This window comes from Streptomyces sp. NBC_01016 (assembly GCF_026341035.1).
In the GTDB taxonomy this organism is placed as follows: domain Bacteria; phylum Actinomycetota; class Actinomycetes; order Streptomycetales; family Streptomycetaceae; genus Streptomyces.
In genome coordinates this window covers 1,013,092-1,028,979 of record NZ_JAPEOQ010000001.1, presented here as the reverse complement: position 1 = coordinate 1,028,979, position 15,888 = coordinate 1,013,092, and the positions used below count along the sequence as shown (strand labels likewise).

Here is a 15,888-nt window from a genome sequence, read left to right as displayed (position 1 = left end):
TCATGGCTGTACAGAAGCTTCCGATCGCCAAGGCGATCAACGAGTCGCTGCGCACCGCGCTCGACAATGACCCGAAGGTCCTCGTCATGGGCGAGGACGTCGGCAAGCTGGGCGGCGTCTTCCGCGTCACCGACGGCCTGCAGAAGGACTTCGGCGAGGACCGGGTCATCGACACCCCGCTCGCCGAGTCCGGCATCGTCGGCACCGCGATCGGCCTCGCGCTGCGCGGCTACCGGCCCGTCGTGGAGATCCAGTTCGACGGTTTCGTCTTCCCCGCGTACGACCAGATCGTCACGCAGCTCGCGAAGATGCACGCCCGCGCGCTCGGCAAGGTCAAGACGCCGGTCGTCATCCGCATCCCGTACGGCGGCGGCATCGGCGCGGTCGAGCACCACAGCGAGTCGCCCGAGGTGCTGTTCGCGCATGTGCCGGGCCTGAAGGTCGTCTCGCCCTCGAACTCCAGTGACGCGTACTGGATGCTCCAGCAGGCGATCCAGAGCGACGACCCGGTGATCTTCTTCGAGCCCAAGCGCCGCTACTGGGACAAGGGCGAGGTCGACACGGAGGCCGTGCCCGGCGACATGCACAAGGCCGCCGTCGCGCGTGAGGGCAGCGACCTGACGCTCGTCGCGTACGGGCCGATGGTGAAGGTCTGCCTGGAGGCGGCCGCGGCCGCCGAGGAGGAGGGCAAGTCCCTGGAGGTCCTCGACCTGCGCTCCATCTCGCCGATGGACTTCGACGCCGTGCAGAAGTCGGTGGAGAAGACGCGCCACCTCGTGATCGTGCACGAGGCGCCCGTCTTCCTCGGCTCCGGTGCGGAGCTGGCGGCCCGGATCAGCGAGCGGTGCTTCTACCACCTGGAGGCGCCCGTGTTGCGGGTCGGCGGGTACCACGCGCCGTATCCGCCGGCGCGCCTGGAGGAGGAGTACCTGCCGGGGCTTGACCGGGTGCTCGATGCCGTCGACCGTTCCCTTGCGTACTGAGAGGAGGCTGCATCATGGCTCGTGAGTTCAAGATGCCCGACGTGGGCGAAGGCCTGACCGAGGCCGAGATCCTCAAGTGGTACGTCCAGCCGGGCGACTCCGTCGAGGACGGGCAGGTCGTGTGCGAGGTCGAGACCGCGAAGGCGGCCGTCGAGCTGCCGATCCCGTACGACGGGGTGGTGCGGGAGCTGCTCTTCCCCGAGGGGACGACGGTTGATGTCGGCCAGGTGATCATTTCGGTCGACGTGGCCGGGGAGGAGCCTGCGCCCGCGGCGGCTGAGCCGGAGGCTGCTGAGGCCGAGGCGCCGAGTGGCCGCCAGCCCGTGCTCGTTGGATACGGCGTTGCCGAGTCCTCTACGAAGCGTCGGGCCCGCAAGGGGGCCAACGGGGTTGAGGCCTCGGTGTCGGACGCTGCACCGGGGGCTGTGCCCACCGCTTCCGCCCCTGCGGAACAGTTGCCCACAGCGGCGGTGAATGGCAACGGCAATGGAACGGCCGCCCTGGACCGGCCGCTTGCCAAGCCGCCCGTGCGGAAGCTTGCCAAGGATCTTGGGGTCGACCTCGCCACCGTGATTCCCTCCGGCTCCGACGGGATCATCACGCGCGAGGACGTGCACGCGGCCGTCGCGCCCGCGCCCGAGGCCCCTGCACAGGCACCGGCCCCGGCTCCGGTGGCCGCCGCCCCCGCCTCGTACGACTCCGTTCGCGAGACCCGGATCCCGATCAAGGGTGTGCGGAAGGCGACCGCGCAGGCGATGGTGAACTCGAAGTTCACGGCGCCGCACGTCACGGAGTTCGTGACCATCGACGTCACGCGCACGATGAAGCTCGTCGAGGAGCTCAAGGGCGACAAGGACATGGCGGGTCTGCGGGTCAACCCGCTGCTGCTCATCTCCAAGGCGCTGCTCGTCGCGATCAAGCGCAACCCCGAGGTCAACGCGGCCTGGGACGAGGCGAACCAGGAGATCGTCCAGAAGCACTACGTGAATCTGGGCATCGCCGCGGCCACCCCGCGCGGGTTGATCGTGCCGAACATCAAGGACGCGCAGGCCAAGACCCTGCCCGAACTGGCGTCCGCGCTGGGCGATCTGGTGTCCACCGCGCGTGAGGGCAAGACGTCCCCGGCCGCGATGCAGGGCGGGACGGTCACCATCACCAATGTGGGCGTCTTCGGCATCGACACCGGTACGCCGATCCTGAACCCCGGTGAGTCGGCGATCCTCGCCGTCGGAGCGATCAAGCTTCAGCCGTGGGTCCACAAGGGCAAGGTCAAGCCGCGTCAGGTGACGACCCTGGCGCTGTCCTTCGACCACCGGTTGGTGGACGGGGAGCTGGGCTCCAAGGTGCTGGCCGATGTGGCGGCGATTCTGGAGCGGCCGAAGCGGCTCATTACCTGGGCGTAACCGTAAGCCCCTCCGGCACCGGGGCTGAGGACCTGGGGCTCTGCCCCAGACCCCGCTCCTCAAACGCCGGAGGGGCTTGAATCGGCCGTATGGCCAACGGCTACTTCTTGAACCCGTAGTCCATCAGCTTCTTGGCGTCGGACGTCCGCGCGCTCACGGACGTCGACTTCAGCACCGTCCCGATCACGGTCTTCCCGCTCCGGGTCGCCGCGAAGACGAGGCAGTACCCCGCCTCCGGGCCGGAGCCCGTCTTGACGCCGATGGTGCCGGAGTACGTACCGAGCAGGCTGTTCGTGTTGGACCACGACATGTTGCGGTAGCCGCCGGACTTCGTCGTGACCTTCTGCTTCGTCGACTTCGTCTTCACGACCGAGCGGAAGGTCGAGCTCTTCATCGCCGAGGACGCGATCTTCGTGAGGTCGCGCGGCGTCGAGTAGTTGGCGCCCTTGCCGATGCCGTCGAACGAGTCGAAGTGGGTGTTCTTCAGGCCCATGTCGGTGGCGGACTTGTTCATCTTGCCGATGAAGGACTTCACGCGCGCCGAACGGGTCGAGCCCGAGCCGAACTTGTCCGCGAGCGCGTACGCCGCGTCGCAGCCGGAGGGCAGCATCAGGCCGTACAGCAGCTGGCGGACGGTGACCTTGTCGCCGACGATCAGGCGGGCCGACGACGCGGTGTTCTTGACGATGTAGTCGCTGTACGCCTTCTGGACCGTGACCTTGGAATCCAGGTTCAGGTTCTTCTGGGCCAGCACCACCTTGGCGGTCATGATCTTGGTGGTGGAGCCGGTGGACCTACGGGTGTCCGCGGCCTTCGTGTACAGGCTCGAACCCGTCCCGTTGTTCATCACATAGCCGCCGACCGCGGCGACCGAAGGCTTGGCCGGAGCCGTGGCGGCCTGCGCGGTGGTGGCCAGCGCGCCGCTGGTGATCACGGATCCCGCGACGAGAACGGCTACGCCCGCAATGCGAGTTTTCAAGTCGAGTGCTCCAAATGTCCCTGGAATCGGGCCCCTTGGGGCGGGGCCGCGTTGTGTGAGACACGTGAGGAGCCCCGACGGTTGCGTGGGGCGGGTGTCCCGAATCATGGACGCCCGTCGGCTTGCGTACGTGTTGTATCTATGATGTGCGCATGCCCGCAGCAGCTGTCACGGAAAAGCGACCACCCGCCGCCGAGCGCGTCTACGACCACGTAAAACGAGGCGTTCTCGAGCGCCGCTACGAGGGCGGGACGCTGCTCACCGAGGGCGAGCTCGCCGAGGCCGTGGGGGTCTCCCGCACGCCCGTGCGGGAGGCGCTGCTCAAGCTGGAGGTCGAGGGGCTGCTCAAGCTCTACCCGAAGAAGGGCGCCCTGGTCCTGCCGGTCTCCGCGCAGGAGATCGCGGACGTCGTGGAGACCCGGCTGCTCGTCGAGGAGCACGCGGTGCGCAAGGCCCTGCCGGCGCGGCCGCAGCTCATCGCGCGCCTTGAGGAGCTCCTGGAGGAGCAGCGGGCGCAGGCCGCCGCCGGACAGTTCACGGAGGCCGCCACCACCGACCGCTGCTTCCACGCGGAGATCGTCCGCAGCGGGGGCAACGAGATCCTCTCCCGCCTCTACGACCAGTTGCGCGACCGGCAGCTGAGGATGGGCGTCGCCGTGATGCGCTCGCACCCCGACCGCATCGCGAAGACGCTCTCCGAGCACAGCGAGATCCTCGACGCCCTGCGGGCCGCGGACGAGGAGGCCGCCGTCGCCGTCGTGCGCCGGCACGTGAGCTGGGTGCGGGGTCTGGCGCGGGGTGACGAGCGATGAGCTCAGCCACCTCCCCGTCGATGTCCCTGCCCGGCGATCCGCCCGGCGGGCGGCGGGCCGTCGCCGTCTGGTCGATCGGCGTCGCCGTCTACTTCGTCGCCGTCATCTTCCGTACGTCGCTGGGTGTCGCGGGTCTCGACGCCGTCGAACGCTTCCACATCAACGCCTCGGCCCTGTCCACCTTCTCCATCCTCCAGCTGCTCGTGTACGCGGGCATGCAGATACCCGTCGGCCTGATGGTCGACCGGTTCGGCACGAAGAAGGTCCTGACCTTCGGCGTCGTCCTGTTCACGGTCGGACAGCTCGGCTTCGCGTTCTCCTCCTCGTACTCGATGGCGCTCGTGTCGCGCGCGCTGCTCGGCTGCGGTGACGCCATGACCTTCATCAGCGTGCTGCGGCTCGGCACGCGGTGGTTCCCGGCGCGGCGCGGGCCGCTGGTCGCGCAGCTGGCCGGGCTCGTCGGGATGGCGGGCAATCTGGTCTCTACGTTGGTGATCGCGCGGCTGCTGCACGGCATCGGGTGGACGGCCGCGTTCGCGGGCAGTGCGCTCGCGGGTGTCGTGGTGCTCGTGCTGATGCTGCTGTTCCTCAAGGACCACCCCGAGGGGTACGAGCCCGCTCCGCCGGCCGGTACGCACAAGGGCGCCGCGTATCTGCGGGGGCAGATCGCGGCGACGTGGCGGGAGCCGGGGACGCGGCTCGGGCTGTGGGTGCACTTCTCGACGCAGTTCCCCGCGATGGTGTTCCTGTTGCTGTGGGGGCTGCCGTTCCTGGTGGAGGCGCAGGGGCTCTCGCGGGGGACGGCCGGGGAGCTGCTGACCCTGGTCGTGCTCTCCAACATGATGGTCGGCCTGGTGTACGGGCAGATCGTGGCGCGGCACCATGCGGCGCGGTTGCCGCTCGCGCTGGGGACCGTGGCGATGACCGCGGTGCTGTGGGCGATGCCGATTGTGTGGCCGGGGCGGGCGCCGATGGCGTTGCTCGTGGTGATGTGTGTGGTGCTGGGGGCGTGCGGGCCGGCGTCGATGATCGGGTTCGACTTCGCGCGTCCTGCGAATCCGCCGGAGCGGCAGGGGACGGCGTCCGGGATCGTCAACATGGGCGGGTTCATCGCCTCGATGACGACGTTGCTCGCGGTGGGGGTGCTGCTCGATGCGACCGGCGACAACTACCGGGTGGCGTTCTCGGCGGTGTTCGTGTTGGAGGCGCTCGGCGTGAGCCAGATCCTGCGGTTGCGGGGGCGGGCGGCGCGGGCCGAGCGCGAGCGACTGGTCGCGTCCCGGGTGGCGTCGGTTCACGTTCCCGTGTGACGGGGCGGGGGCCTGCGGCCTGCGCCGCGGTCCTGGGGCTGCGCCGGGGTGGACGCCTTCGTGATGCGCGGCCCGCACCGTCGACCTGGCTGTGCCGGGGTCGGCGCCTGACGTTCCTGTTACGCGGCACCGGGCGCCGCCTTGCCCACCCTGCCGCCCCAGGCGGCAGATTGCCCAAGGCGGGGGCGGCGTGGGCCGTAACGGGTGGGGAGCCGTGGCCGGGTGGGCAATTCAAGCCCCTGCGGCGTTTGAGCAGCGGGGTCCGGGGCGGAGCCCCGTGGCGTGGGGTACGGGGGCCGGCCCGTCGCGTCAGGGCGTGACCCTGAGGGCCGGCAGGATCGCGGACGCGAGATCCGCGTCGCCGTCCGTCTTCACCCGGTCCGCCACCGCGTCCACCGTGACCCGGCCACACGACAGCCGTACGTACGTCTCCCAGTCCAGGGCGATCGTCACCGCCGGGCCGAGCGACGGGGAGCCGTCGATCGTGCCCTTGCCATCGGCATCCACGCGCACCGTGCGCAGGAACTCCACGGGGCCGTGCACATCGAACACGACGGCCGAGTCCGCCGGGGCGCCCGCGTCCTTCGTGACGATCTTCGGGAGGATCGACAGCAGCAGGTCACGGGTGACGTACGCGCCCGGGGAGTCGAGGTTGCCGGGCTTGCCGAGGGACCAGCGCAGGTCCTGCTCGTGCGCCCAGATGTCGAACGCCCGCCTGCGCATGGCGAATTCGAGGGTCTCCTCGATGCCGCGCGGGCCGCGCACGATGGTCGAGGGTTCGCGGGACTCGTTCCGCAGGTGCCGGTTGCGGCGGATGATCGTGTACTCGAGCTCGGAGACCATTTCGGGTGCCGTGTGGTGCCGGCGGATGTCGACCTGGATCTCCTGGTACCGCTGCGACTCGGTCTGCACGTGGTAGAGGTCGCGGGGCAGCGTGTGGATGGGCCGCGGGTCGCCGAGCATCTCGCAGTCGACGCCGATCACGTGCGAGACGAGGTCGCGCACCGACCAGCCAGGACACGGTGTGGCCCGGTTCCACTCACCCTCCGCGAGCGGTGTGACCAGCTCGGATATCGCTTCCACGGAGTGGGTCCAGGCGTCGGCGTAGGTCTGAAGGCTGGGGTGGAGACTCACGGAAGGGGACCCCTCGAGCGGTGGTACACGGGCGTTTAGACAGTCGTCGGGCACGGGCGTGGGTGTCTTGAGAGGCTAAGTTACGCTGCCCGTAGGCACCCCGGCAGTGCTTTGGTGTGACGGACGTAGGGCTGTTGTTGACGTAGAGCCGACGGCTCGAATGCCAGGACGGTGGTAGTGTGCGCGCCTCGCTCATCCAGGTCGCGGTAAATGACGACAAGGCGACCAAATCGGTCAACGCCCGTCGGGAACGCGTGAGTTCACTGGTACGAGCGGAGGCGGGGGCCGCCGACCTCGTCGTACTACCCGAGCTGTGGACGACCGGGGCCTTCGCCTACGAGTTGTTCTCCGAGGAGGCCGAGCCCCTGGAGGGGTCGACCTTCGAAGCGATGGCCAAGGCCGCGCGGGACGCGGGGGTGTGGCTGCACGCGGGATCGATCCCGGAGCGGGCAGCGTCCGACAGCGGCTCCGCCGGAGAGGGCCCCCTCTACAACACCTCGCTCGTCTTCTCCCCCGACGGTGAACTCGCCGCCACCTACCGGAAGATCCACCGGTTCGGGTTCGACAAGGGCGAGGCCGTGCTGATGGGGGCCGGCGAGGAACTGGTGACGGTGCGGCTGCCGGAGACCGTGGCGGGCGTGACCACCTGCTACGACCTGCGGTTCCCCGAGCTGTACCGGGGCCTGGTCGACCGCGGCGCCGAGACGCTGATCGTGTCCGCGGGCTGGCCCGATCGCCGCCGCTCGCACTGGACGCTGCTCGCGCAGGCCCGCGCCGTGGAGAACCAGGCGTTCGTGCTGGCGTGTGCAAGTGCCGGTACGCACGCGGGGGTTCCACAGGCGGGGCACAGCATCGTGGTCGACCCGTGGGGCGCGGTGCTCGCGGAGGCGGGGGCCGGGGAAGAGGTGCTGCGGGTGGAGTTCGACCCGGCGAAGGTCGGCGTCACGCGCGAGCAGTTCCCGGCCCTGAAGGACCGCCAACTGGGGCTCGCCGAGCCGACCCGCCGAGCCTGAGCCGACCCCTCTGCTCAGCCCCGCCGGCGATCGAGGCGCGGGGTCCGGGCCCGAGCCCCGCGAGCGGGCGTCAGTCCACCACCCCCCGCTCCTTCTCCGCCAGGTGGATCACGCACACCGCCACCGCGATCAGCAGCGCCGGATCCGCGTCCTCACGGACCACGTTGACGCCGTAGGTGTCCCGCACCCGCAGCCACCGCCGCGAGATCTCGGCGAGGAGCTCGCCCTCGTACTCGACGGCGAACTCCCGGTCCAGGATCTTGCCGCTGACGTCGAGCTCCGTGTCGCCGTCGGCGAGCTGGACGCGGTAGTGGTTGCGCAGCAGGGAGAGCCGCTTGCGCTTGATTCTGGCCAGCTCCTCGTCGCCGCGCTCGATGACCATCGTGTCGCGCAGCGCGAACACCTTCTTGTGGATGTCGATGAGGACCCGGCCGTCGGGGCCCTTGATCTCGAACGTGTCCCGAAGGCGCATCGCCTTGCCGTCGACGAGGAAGGCCTTGCTGCCCTGCTCGTCCTCGATCCAGTAGTCCTCGCCGATCCCGAAGATCCGCTCTCTCACTTCGTAGCGCATACGTCGAACAGTGCCCGAAAGTCGCGCGGGGGACCCCCGTCGCGACGTCCTTCGGGACCGGATGGGGGAACTCGCAGGGAAGCGCAAAGGAATCCATGGGGGAGCCCGGGGTTCCGGTTGACGCCCAACGGGCCCTCGGGACAATACAGTTACATGGTGCGTGCAACCGTTCGAGGGATTAATGGGTCGTATGAGGTGGACGTGACCTTACGACCAAAGGAACCGCATGTTGCGCGCACGACCCCACAGTGTCCGCAGGACCCGGATCGGCCTGCTGTCCGCGGCCCTCGTCGCGGGCGGCCTGACCGCCGTGTCACTGGCCCCGGCCCAGGCGGCCACCGGGGCAATCTCCACCGGAACCGCCACCGCCGGAAAGGCGGCCGCGGGACAGGCCGACGCCGCCGATGACTTCAACGGCGACGGGTACGCCGACCTCGTCACCGCCGCGACCGGAGGCACGATCTCCGGCCAGGCGGGAGCCGGCTACGTCGCGGTGACGTACGGCTCGGCGAACGGGCTGGACCCCGCGAACAAGAAGCTGATCTCCCGTTCCACCAGCGGGATACCGGGCTCCGCCGCGGCCAAGGAGGCGTTCGGCCAGTACCTCACCAAGGGGGACCTGGACGGCGACGGCTACAGCGACCTCGTCATCGGCTCCAAGAGCAAGGACGCCGGCAGCGTCATCGTCTGGGGCTCGGCCTCAGGCCTGACCGGCGGCACGAAGATCGCCACGTACGGAAGATCGCCGCAGATCGGCGACTTCGACGGCGACGGCAAGGCCGACCTGGCCCTGCTCGCCGACATGGGCAGCTACGGCGACGACCCCGAGACCGAGGGCGCCGCCCTGTGGAAGGGGCCCGTCTCCAAGGCCGGCGCCCCGGCCCAGAAGCTGAACTTCATGGACAAGTCCGAGTGGTGGGGCTACGGCCAGTCCGACGCGACCTGCGTCGACGACCAGTACGGCTGCGTGGACGGGCCGGACTCGACCACGGGACCCGTGTTCTTCAACGCGGTCGGCGACCTCAACGGCGACGGCCGCGACGACCTGGCCCTGCGCTCGTACAACGGCGACGGCATGTGGAACAACACCGTGCTGTACGGCAGCGGTTCGGGCTTCAAGCGCGGTTGGGCACCGGAGACCCAGGGGGAACTGGCCTCCGGTGACATCAACGGCGACGGGATCGACGACCTGGTCGTCGGCTCCGACCCCGAGGAGTCCGACATCGGCGAGACGAACCAGAAGGTCACCGTCGCGTTCGGCACGAAGGACGGCCTGAAGGGCGACCGCACCCAGGAGTTCGACCAGTCCCTGCCCGGCTTCTACGGCGCCCAGGAGGACGGCGACAAGCTCGGCTCCTGCGTCTCCGTGGCCGACGTGGACGGCGACGGCAAGGCCGAGGTCGCCCTCGGCATCGCGGGCGAGGACTTCAGCGGCCTGACGGACGCCGGCGCCGTCGCACTGCTGCACGGCACCGCGGACGGCGTGACCGGTGAGGGCTCCCAGGTCCTCAACCAGAACACGGCGGACGTGCCCGGCGTCGCCGAGTCGGACGACGCGTTCGGCTCGGGCTGCCAGCTGCTCGACACGAACGGCGACGGCAAGCGCGACCTCGCGGTCTCCGCGACCGGCGAGAACGCGTCGGCCGGAGCGACCTGGTCCTTCCCCGGCACGGCCACCGGCATCACGGCGACCGGCTCGACCGCCATCAACCCGAAGGACCTCGGCGCCCCTGACGCCAAGGCCCTCTTCGGCAACCCGCTGCGCTGACCACGCACGGACTGACGGGCCGCACCCTCGCGGGGGTGCGGCCCTACGCCGTTTCAGGCGTCCGCAACACCCGCGCCACCGGCCGCTCCCGCGCGACGACATAGCCCACCGAGATCCCCGCGCACACCACCGTGAACAGCACGATCAGCCACGACAACAGCGTGAACACGAGCCCGAACGGGCCGAACTGGGCGAGCGAACGGTTCAGCACGCGCGGCATGTAGAGGTGCGAGGCCCACGACAGCGTGACCACGCCGACCCCGGTGAGCACGGCTCCCGGCAGCAGCGGCAGCCACGCCACCCGGCTCCCCAGCAGCAGGTGCTGCGTCCACCACCACAGCAGCACGCTCGTCACGTACGACAGCGGAATCCCCAGCCACGCGCCCACGCCGAACCCGTCGCGCAGCACGCCTTGCGCGAGGACCGCGGTCAGCCACACACCCAGCCACACCGCCCACCGCCAGGCCACGACCCGCAGCCCGGCGGGCGGCAGCTGCCACGACCGCTCGCACACCCGTTGCAGCGCCCGACTGCACGCCGTCGCGGACACCAGCGTGACCAGCACACCGACCGCGCCCGAAGTGTCGCGCGTGGTCGAGTCGTTCACGCCGTACACCTGCCGGACCTCGGCCAGCGAACCGTCGCTGAGCCCGATGGCGGTGCGCGAGGAGTCGAGCAGCTGCTCCCGCACGGCCGACGGCGCGAACGCGGCGATGACGAACAGCACCGGGATCGCCGTGAGGAACGCCTGCGCGGCGAGCCGCGTCGACGAGTCCAGCAGCCGCACGGAAACGATCTGCCGCGCCGTGCGGGTGACGAAGGGAATCCGCTCCCGCACGGACTCGACGTGCCCGGTGGCCCACTGGACGGTACGGGTGACGCGTCCGCTGCTGTCGCTCATAGCTGCCCAGCGTCGTTCACACCCCCGCCCGACGCCCACTTGCCACACCGGGTTCCGGCCCCTACCCCCCGAACCTCTTCCGGTACGCCGACGGGCTCAGCCCCGTCGTCCGCTTCAGGTGCGTCCGCAGATTGGCGGCGCTGCCCAGGCCGCTCCCGGCCGCCACGACGTCGATCCGCTGCTCGCCGCGCTCGAGGATCCGGCAGGCCAGGGCGACGCGTTCACCCAGCAGCCAGGCCAGCGGCGTCGTACCGAGTTCGGCGCGGAAGCGGCGGTGCAGGGTGGCCGGGCTGACGGCGGCGCGGGCGGCCAGGCCGGCGACGGTGAGCGGTTCGTCGAGCCGCTCCTGCGCCCAGCTGAGAACCGGCGCGAGCGAGACGTCCGGCACCACGGGCACGGGCCGCTCGATGAACGCCGCTGCCCTTCCCCAAGCTCTCGAACAAACTCGAGCAGGGGAGACCCCATGTCCCGATGGGCCGCGAAGACGAGCCGCCGGGACACCGAGGCCGCGACCTCCGCGCCGTGATCGCGCCGCACGAGGTACAGCCCCAGATCGAGCGCGGCCGCACTCCCCGCCGCGGTCAGGACGTCACCCTCGTCGACGAACAGCACGTCCGGCTCCAGGAGCACCTTCGGATGCAGCGCACGGAACTCCTCGGCCCACCGCCAGTGCGTCGTGGCCCGCCGCTCGTCGAGCAGCCCGGCCTCGGCGAGCGCGAAGGCCCCGGTGCAGAAGGCGGCGATCCTGGCACCGCGCGCGTGCGTCCGCCGGATGGCCTCCAGGACGGCCCCGGTGCGCGGCACGACGTTGTCGGGGCGCCCCGGCACGATCAGGGTGTCGGCGCGGTCGACGGCCTCGAGCCCTGCGGCCCCCGCCATCGTGAAGAACCCGTGGTTCATCCGGATGTCGGGCTCCGGCGCGCACAACGTCAGCGTGTACAGCGGGCCCCGTGCACCGAGTTCGGGCCGCGGCAGCCCGAACACCTCGGTGGCGACGCCGACTTCGAAGGGGTTGACGCCCTCGTCGACGAGGACGACCACGTGCGGGACACGGTGCGAGGATCCTTGCGCCATACGCGATTTCTAGCACTCGCCCGCCCGCGGCGGCAGGCCCAGGATGAGCCGCATGGCATCCGCACCCGTATCCCTCACCCAGGCCCTGACCACCTTCGACGAGACCTGGAGCCCCCGCATCGTCACGTCGGTCAACGACTACGACGTCCGCCTCGCGAAGGCCGAGGGCGAGCACGTCTGGCACGTCCACGAGGACACGGACGAGTTCTTCCTGGTCGTCGAGGGCGAGCTCACCATCGGCCTTCGCGAGAAGGACGGGGAGCGGGCCGTGGTCCTCCCCCGCGGCTCGGTCTTCACCGTCCCCCGCGGCACCTGGCACAAGCCGCACGCGGCCCCCGGCACCGCGATCCTCCTCCTGGAACCCACCGGCACCCCCACGACGGGCGACGCCCACGACCCCGTACCGGACCACGTCGACTCGACGACGGGACACAACTTGGGGGTGACTGGGCGCTGAACGGCCTGAGTTGGTGACCCTTGACCGTGCTGTTCGTTCATAGAGTAAGCAACTCTGGGAGGGGACATGCGGCAGGGTGACAACCAAGCGGATCTGTACTTGAGACTCTCGCTCGACCGGGACGGCAAGACCGCGATTGAGCGGCAAGAGATGGATTGCCGCCGTTGGGCCGCCGATCAAGGGCTCGCGGTCCGGATGGTTCACGTCGACAGAGGAAGGTCCGGGTACAAGGACGTTGTACGTGAAGGCTTCGACAAGGCGAGAGCAGGGGTCGTCTCGGGGGCCGTTCGCACACTGATCGTCTGGAAGCTGGACAGGCTCAGTCGCAAGGGAATCAGCGAGATCGGCCCACTGCTGGACGAGTTTGATCAGGTCGGAGGGCGCCTGATCTCGGTGATGGACGGTCTCGACTCGACTTCGCCGGGCGCTCGGCTGGCCATCTCCTCCTTGTCGGAGTGGGCGCGTCAGGAAGCGGAGACGCAAGGGCAGCGCATCCAGCACGCCAAGCAGTTTCTCCGCCGCCAGGGACGCTGGATCGGGGGACAGCCTCCCTACGGACTGCGCATCGACTCGGAGACGGGGCGACTCGCACCGGATTCCGAGACATCCGTGTATGCGCGGCTGATCGCCGACGAAGCCCTGTCCGGCACGCCATTGGTGCGGATCGCGAGGATGCTCAACGAGCACGGCGTGCCTGCTCCGAGAGGCGGTCTGTGGCAGGTTGGGACCCTGTCCCAGTTACTGAGGGCTCCTGCGTTCGCAGGGCTGTTGCCTCAGACCCAGATGGTCTGGGACGAGGCCAGAAGCCGCCTCAAGTACACGTCTGTGGTGAGGCCGTACCGCGATGCGGAGACCGGGGCTCCGGTGAACGTGGGGGAAGGCATCGTCACCGTGCAAGAGCAGGACGTGATCGTGGCTGCTTTCGCGTCGAGGACGCGTACAAGGGCGGACGGGGTGAAATTCCCGGTCCGGGAACCGGCCCATCTGCTGACCGGGCTGCTGTACTGCGCCGTCGAAGGGTGCGGTACACGGATGAGCATGAGCGGCCATTCCTACGTGTGTCACGGCGTGCGTCTCGGCCATGTGTGCCCAGGGGCGCGCGCCATGGCGACGCCGGTCGAGAGGGCTGTTGTCGATGCGTTTCTCGGCCGGGCACCGAAGGCGATCGTCAATCAGTGGGATCGCATCGATGTGCCAGGGCGCAGGAGTCTGCTCAGCACGGAGGTCGACCGGATCTGGGTGACGAAGGCGGACGGCCGCGGTCGACGGTTCGACCCCGCAAAGAGGCTTCGCATCGAATGGGCTGAGAAGTGCGGCGCGGAATGAGACACAGGGTGCCGTGGTTGTCTTGAGACATGTCGAAGCGCGCACGTGTCCGGGCCCCTGAGCTGGTGGGCAAGGGTGGATGGATCAACACTGACGGCAAGCTGAGTGGCCTGGCGGACCTGCGGGGCCGCATCGTAATTGTTGATTTCTGGACATTTTGTTGTGTGAATTGCCTGCACGTCCTCGACGAGCTGCGTGAGCTGGAGGAGAAGCACCGCGACACCGTCGTGATCATCGGGGTGCACTCGCCGAAGTTCGTGCACGAGGCCGAGCACGCGGCGGTCGTCGACGCCGTCGAGCGGTACGGAGTCGAGCACCCGGTCCTCGACGACCCGGAGCTCGCCACCTGGAAGCAGTACGCGGTCCGCGCCTGGCCCACGCTCGTCGTGATCGACCCCGAGGGGTACGTCGTCGCGCAGCACGCCGGTGAGGGGCACGCGCACGCGATCGGGACGCTGGTCGAGGAGTTGGAGGCGGAGCACGCGGCGAAGGGCACGCTGCGGCGTGGCGAGGGGCCGTACGTGGCGCCCGAACCGGTCGCGACCGACCTGCGCTTCCCCGGCAAGGCGATCGCGCTCCCCTCGGGGAACTTCCTGGTCAGCGACACGACGCGGCATCAGCTGGTGGAGCTGGAGGGCGACGGGGAGAGCGTCGTCAGGCGGCTCGGCAGCGGGGAGCGCGGCTTCGGGGCCGACTCCTTCAACGAGCCGCAGGGGCTCGCCCTCCTCGACGAGAACACCGTCGTCGTCGCCGACACCGTGAACCACGCGCTGCGCGCCCTGGACCTCGGGACCGGCTCCGTCACGACCCTCGCCGGCACCGGAAAGCAGTGGTGGCAGGGCTCACCGACCAGCGGCCCCGCCCTCGACGTCGACCTCTCCTCCCCGTGGGACGTCGCCGTTTTCGGGGGCAAGGTGTGGATCGCCATGGCGGGCGTGCACCAGCTGTGGACGTACGACCCCGAGACGCGGACGGTCGCGGTCGCGGCCGGGACCACGAACGAGGGACTGGTGGACGGCCCCGGCGACGAGGCCTGGTTCGCCCAGCCCTCGGGCCTCGCCGTCTCCCCGGACGGGGCGCGGCTGTGGGTCGCCGACTCCGAGACCAGCGCGTTGCGGTACGTGGACGGGGACGGGGCTGTGCACACCGCCGTCGGCACCGGGCTCTTCGACTTCGGGCACCGCGACGGTGACGCCGAACAGGCCCTGCTCCAGCACCCGTTGGGCGTCACCGCGCTGCCCGACGGCTCGGTCGCGGTCTCGGACACGTACAACCACGCCCTGCGGCGCTACGACCCGGCGACGGGTCAAGTCACCACGTTGGCAATGGACTTGAGGGAACCGAGCGACGCGCTCGTCGTCGACGGGGACGTGGTCGTCGTCGAGTCCGCGCGGCACCGGCTGACCCGGCTGCGCCTCCCCGAGGAGGCCGTGCGCGTCGAGTCCGTCGCGCATCGCACGCAGCGCGCGGCGACCGAAGTCGCGGGCGGGTCACTTCAGTTGGACGTCGTCTTCCAGGCGCCGGCCGGGCAGAAGCTCGACACCCGGTACGGTCCCTCCACCCGGCTGCTCGTCTCGTCGACGCCGCCCGAGCTGCTGGCGGCGGGGGCAGGCGCGGGCACGGATCTGGCCCGCGGGCTGACGCTGAACCCCGCCGTCACCGAGGGCGTGCTGCACGTATCGGCGATGGCGGCGTCCTGTGACGACGACCCGGAGAACGAGTACCCCGCCTGCCACGTCCACCAGCAGGACTGGGGCGTACCCGTCGTGGTGGTGGACGTGGGCGGGGCGGAGCGGCTGCCGCTGGTGCTGGCCGGCATGGACGACCGGGACGCCCAAGGCGCCTAGGGCGCTAGATGTGACGGTCCCGTTCGTCCTCGATCACGGTCGTGTGGCCGGCCGGTGGGACCAGGCCCCGGCGTTTGCCGATGCTGCGGAACACGAAGACCCCGATCAGGCCGACGATCATCAGGATCCATCCGACCAGGTCGAGGTTGACGCTCTCCATGTGCCAGTCGGTCGCGAACGCGAGGATCGCGCCGACGGCGATCAGGACGATGGAACCCCCAAGGTTCATCAGGCCCGCCTCCTGTTGTGTGTACGGAAATGCTTGAGGGGCCCGGGTACCCCCGAACCCCTCGTCCTCACACCGCTGTTG

At 69.9% G+C, this 15,888-nt stretch carries 14 protein-coding genes and 1 pseudogene; 9 read left to right on the top strand and 6 right to left on the bottom strand.

Annotation, left to right across the window (positions count from 1 at the left end; translation table 11 throughout):
• The first annotated feature begins 2 nt into the window (after nt 1-2).
• Both OG746_RS04810 and OG746_RS04805 read left to right on the top strand, forming a co-directional pair.
• The gene (locus OG746_RS04810) at nt 3-983 is read left to right on the top strand and encodes an alpha-ketoacid dehydrogenase subunit beta (protein ID WP_266711858.1); all 981 of its coding nucleotides are present in this window, start codon (nt 3-5) and stop codon (nt 981-983) included.
• Nucleotides 984-997: 14 nt separating this feature from the next.
• Nucleotides 998-2,386 carry a dihydrolipoamide acetyltransferase family protein gene (locus OG746_RS04805; protein WP_266711856.1) on the top strand — a complete coding sequence of 463 codons (1,389 nt, stop codon included), beginning with the start codon at nt 998-1,000 and terminating at the stop codon, nt 2,384-2,386.
• 100 nt (nt 2,387-2,486) lie between these two features.
• On the opposite strand, the gene OG746_RS04800 is transcribed toward OG746_RS04805, so the two are convergent.
• On the bottom strand, nt 2,487-3,365 hold the full coding sequence (locus OG746_RS04800) for a D-alanyl-D-alanine carboxypeptidase family protein (RefSeq protein WP_266711854.1): 879 nt from the start codon (nt 3,363-3,365) through the stop codon (nt 2,487-2,489).
• Between the two features lie 152 nt (nt 3,366-3,517).
• Here OG746_RS04800 and OG746_RS04795 point away from each other — a divergent pair, with 152 nt between their 5' ends.
• Complete coding sequence (locus OG746_RS04795; protein WP_266711852.1) at nt 3,518-4,177, top strand: GntR family transcriptional regulator; 660 nt, start codon at nt 3,518-3,520, stop codon at nt 4,175-4,177.
• Nucleotides 4,174-5,487 (top strand): MFS transporter, encoded by a 1,314-nt coding sequence (locus tag OG746_RS04790; RefSeq protein WP_266711850.1) that lies wholly within the window; start codon nt 4,174-4,176, stop codon nt 5,485-5,487. The genes OG746_RS04795 and OG746_RS04790 overlap by 4 nt, the downstream gene beginning before the upstream one ends.
• 309 nt (nt 5,488-5,796) lie before the next feature.
• On the opposite strand, the gene OG746_RS04785 is transcribed toward OG746_RS04790, so the two are convergent.
• Nucleotides 5,797-6,621, bottom strand: a complete 825-nt coding sequence (locus tag OG746_RS04785) for a maleylpyruvate isomerase family mycothiol-dependent enzyme (protein ID WP_266711848.1) — start codon at nt 6,619-6,621, stop codon at nt 5,797-5,799.
• Between the two features lie 179 nt (nt 6,622-6,800).
• Here OG746_RS04785 and OG746_RS04780 point away from each other — a divergent pair, with 179 nt between their 5' ends.
• Nucleotides 6,801-7,634 carry a carbon-nitrogen family hydrolase gene (locus tag OG746_RS04780; protein ID WP_266711846.1) on the top strand — a complete coding sequence of 278 codons (834 nt, stop codon included), beginning with the start codon at nt 6,801-6,803 and terminating at the stop codon, nt 7,632-7,634.
• 70 nt (nt 7,635-7,704) lie between these two features.
• On the opposite strand, the gene OG746_RS04775 is transcribed toward OG746_RS04780, so the two are convergent.
• Nucleotides 7,705-8,205 carry an LURP-one-related/scramblase family protein gene (locus OG746_RS04775; RefSeq protein WP_266711844.1) on the bottom strand — a complete coding sequence of 167 codons (501 nt, stop codon included), beginning with the start codon at nt 8,203-8,205 and terminating at the stop codon, nt 7,705-7,707.
• Between the two features lie 226 nt (nt 8,206-8,431).
• On the opposite strand from OG746_RS04775, the gene OG746_RS04770 reads away from it, so the two are divergent.
• Nucleotides 8,432-9,973: an FG-GAP repeat domain-containing protein gene (locus OG746_RS04770; protein WP_266711842.1), complete on the top strand. Its 1,542-nt coding sequence runs from the start codon at nt 8,432-8,434 to the stop codon at nt 9,971-9,973.
• 43 nt (nt 9,974-10,016) lie between these two features.
• Here the strand turns inward: OG746_RS04770 and OG746_RS04765 are convergent, their stop codons facing one another.
• Complete coding sequence (locus tag OG746_RS04765; protein ID WP_266711840.1) at nt 10,017-10,874, bottom strand: YhjD/YihY/BrkB family envelope integrity protein; 858 nt, start codon at nt 10,872-10,874, stop codon at nt 10,017-10,019.
• A 61-nt stretch (nt 10,875-10,935) separates the two neighbouring features.
• Nucleotides 10,936-11,948 (bottom strand): annotated as a pseudogene (locus OG746_RS04760) (GlxA family transcriptional regulator).
• A gap of 52 nt (nt 11,949-12,000) precedes the next feature.
• Between OG746_RS04760 and OG746_RS04755 the strand changes: the two are divergent.
• From OG746_RS04755 to OG746_RS04745, 3 genes are all read left to right on the top strand, one after another.
• Nucleotides 12,001-12,405, top strand: a complete 405-nt coding sequence (locus OG746_RS04755) for a cupin domain-containing protein (RefSeq protein ID WP_266711839.1) — start codon at nt 12,001-12,003, stop codon at nt 12,403-12,405.
• A gap of 66 nt (nt 12,406-12,471) precedes the next feature.
• Nucleotides 12,472-13,731, top strand: a complete 1,260-nt coding sequence (locus OG746_RS04750) for a recombinase family protein (protein WP_266711837.1) — start codon at nt 12,472-12,474, stop codon at nt 13,729-13,731.
• A gap of 29 nt (nt 13,732-13,760) precedes the next feature.
• Entirely contained in the window at nt 13,761-15,578 is a 1,818-nt protein-coding gene (locus OG746_RS04745; RefSeq protein WP_266711835.1) for an NHL domain-containing thioredoxin family protein, read from the top strand.
• A 4-nt stretch (nt 15,579-15,582) separates the two neighbouring features.
• Here OG746_RS04745 and OG746_RS04740 read toward each other — a convergent pair whose 3' ends face one another.
• Entirely contained in the window at nt 15,583-15,807 is a 225-nt protein-coding gene (locus tag OG746_RS04740; RefSeq protein WP_266711833.1) for a DUF6458 family protein, read from the bottom strand.
• Nucleotides 15,808-15,888 lie beyond the last annotated feature (81 nt).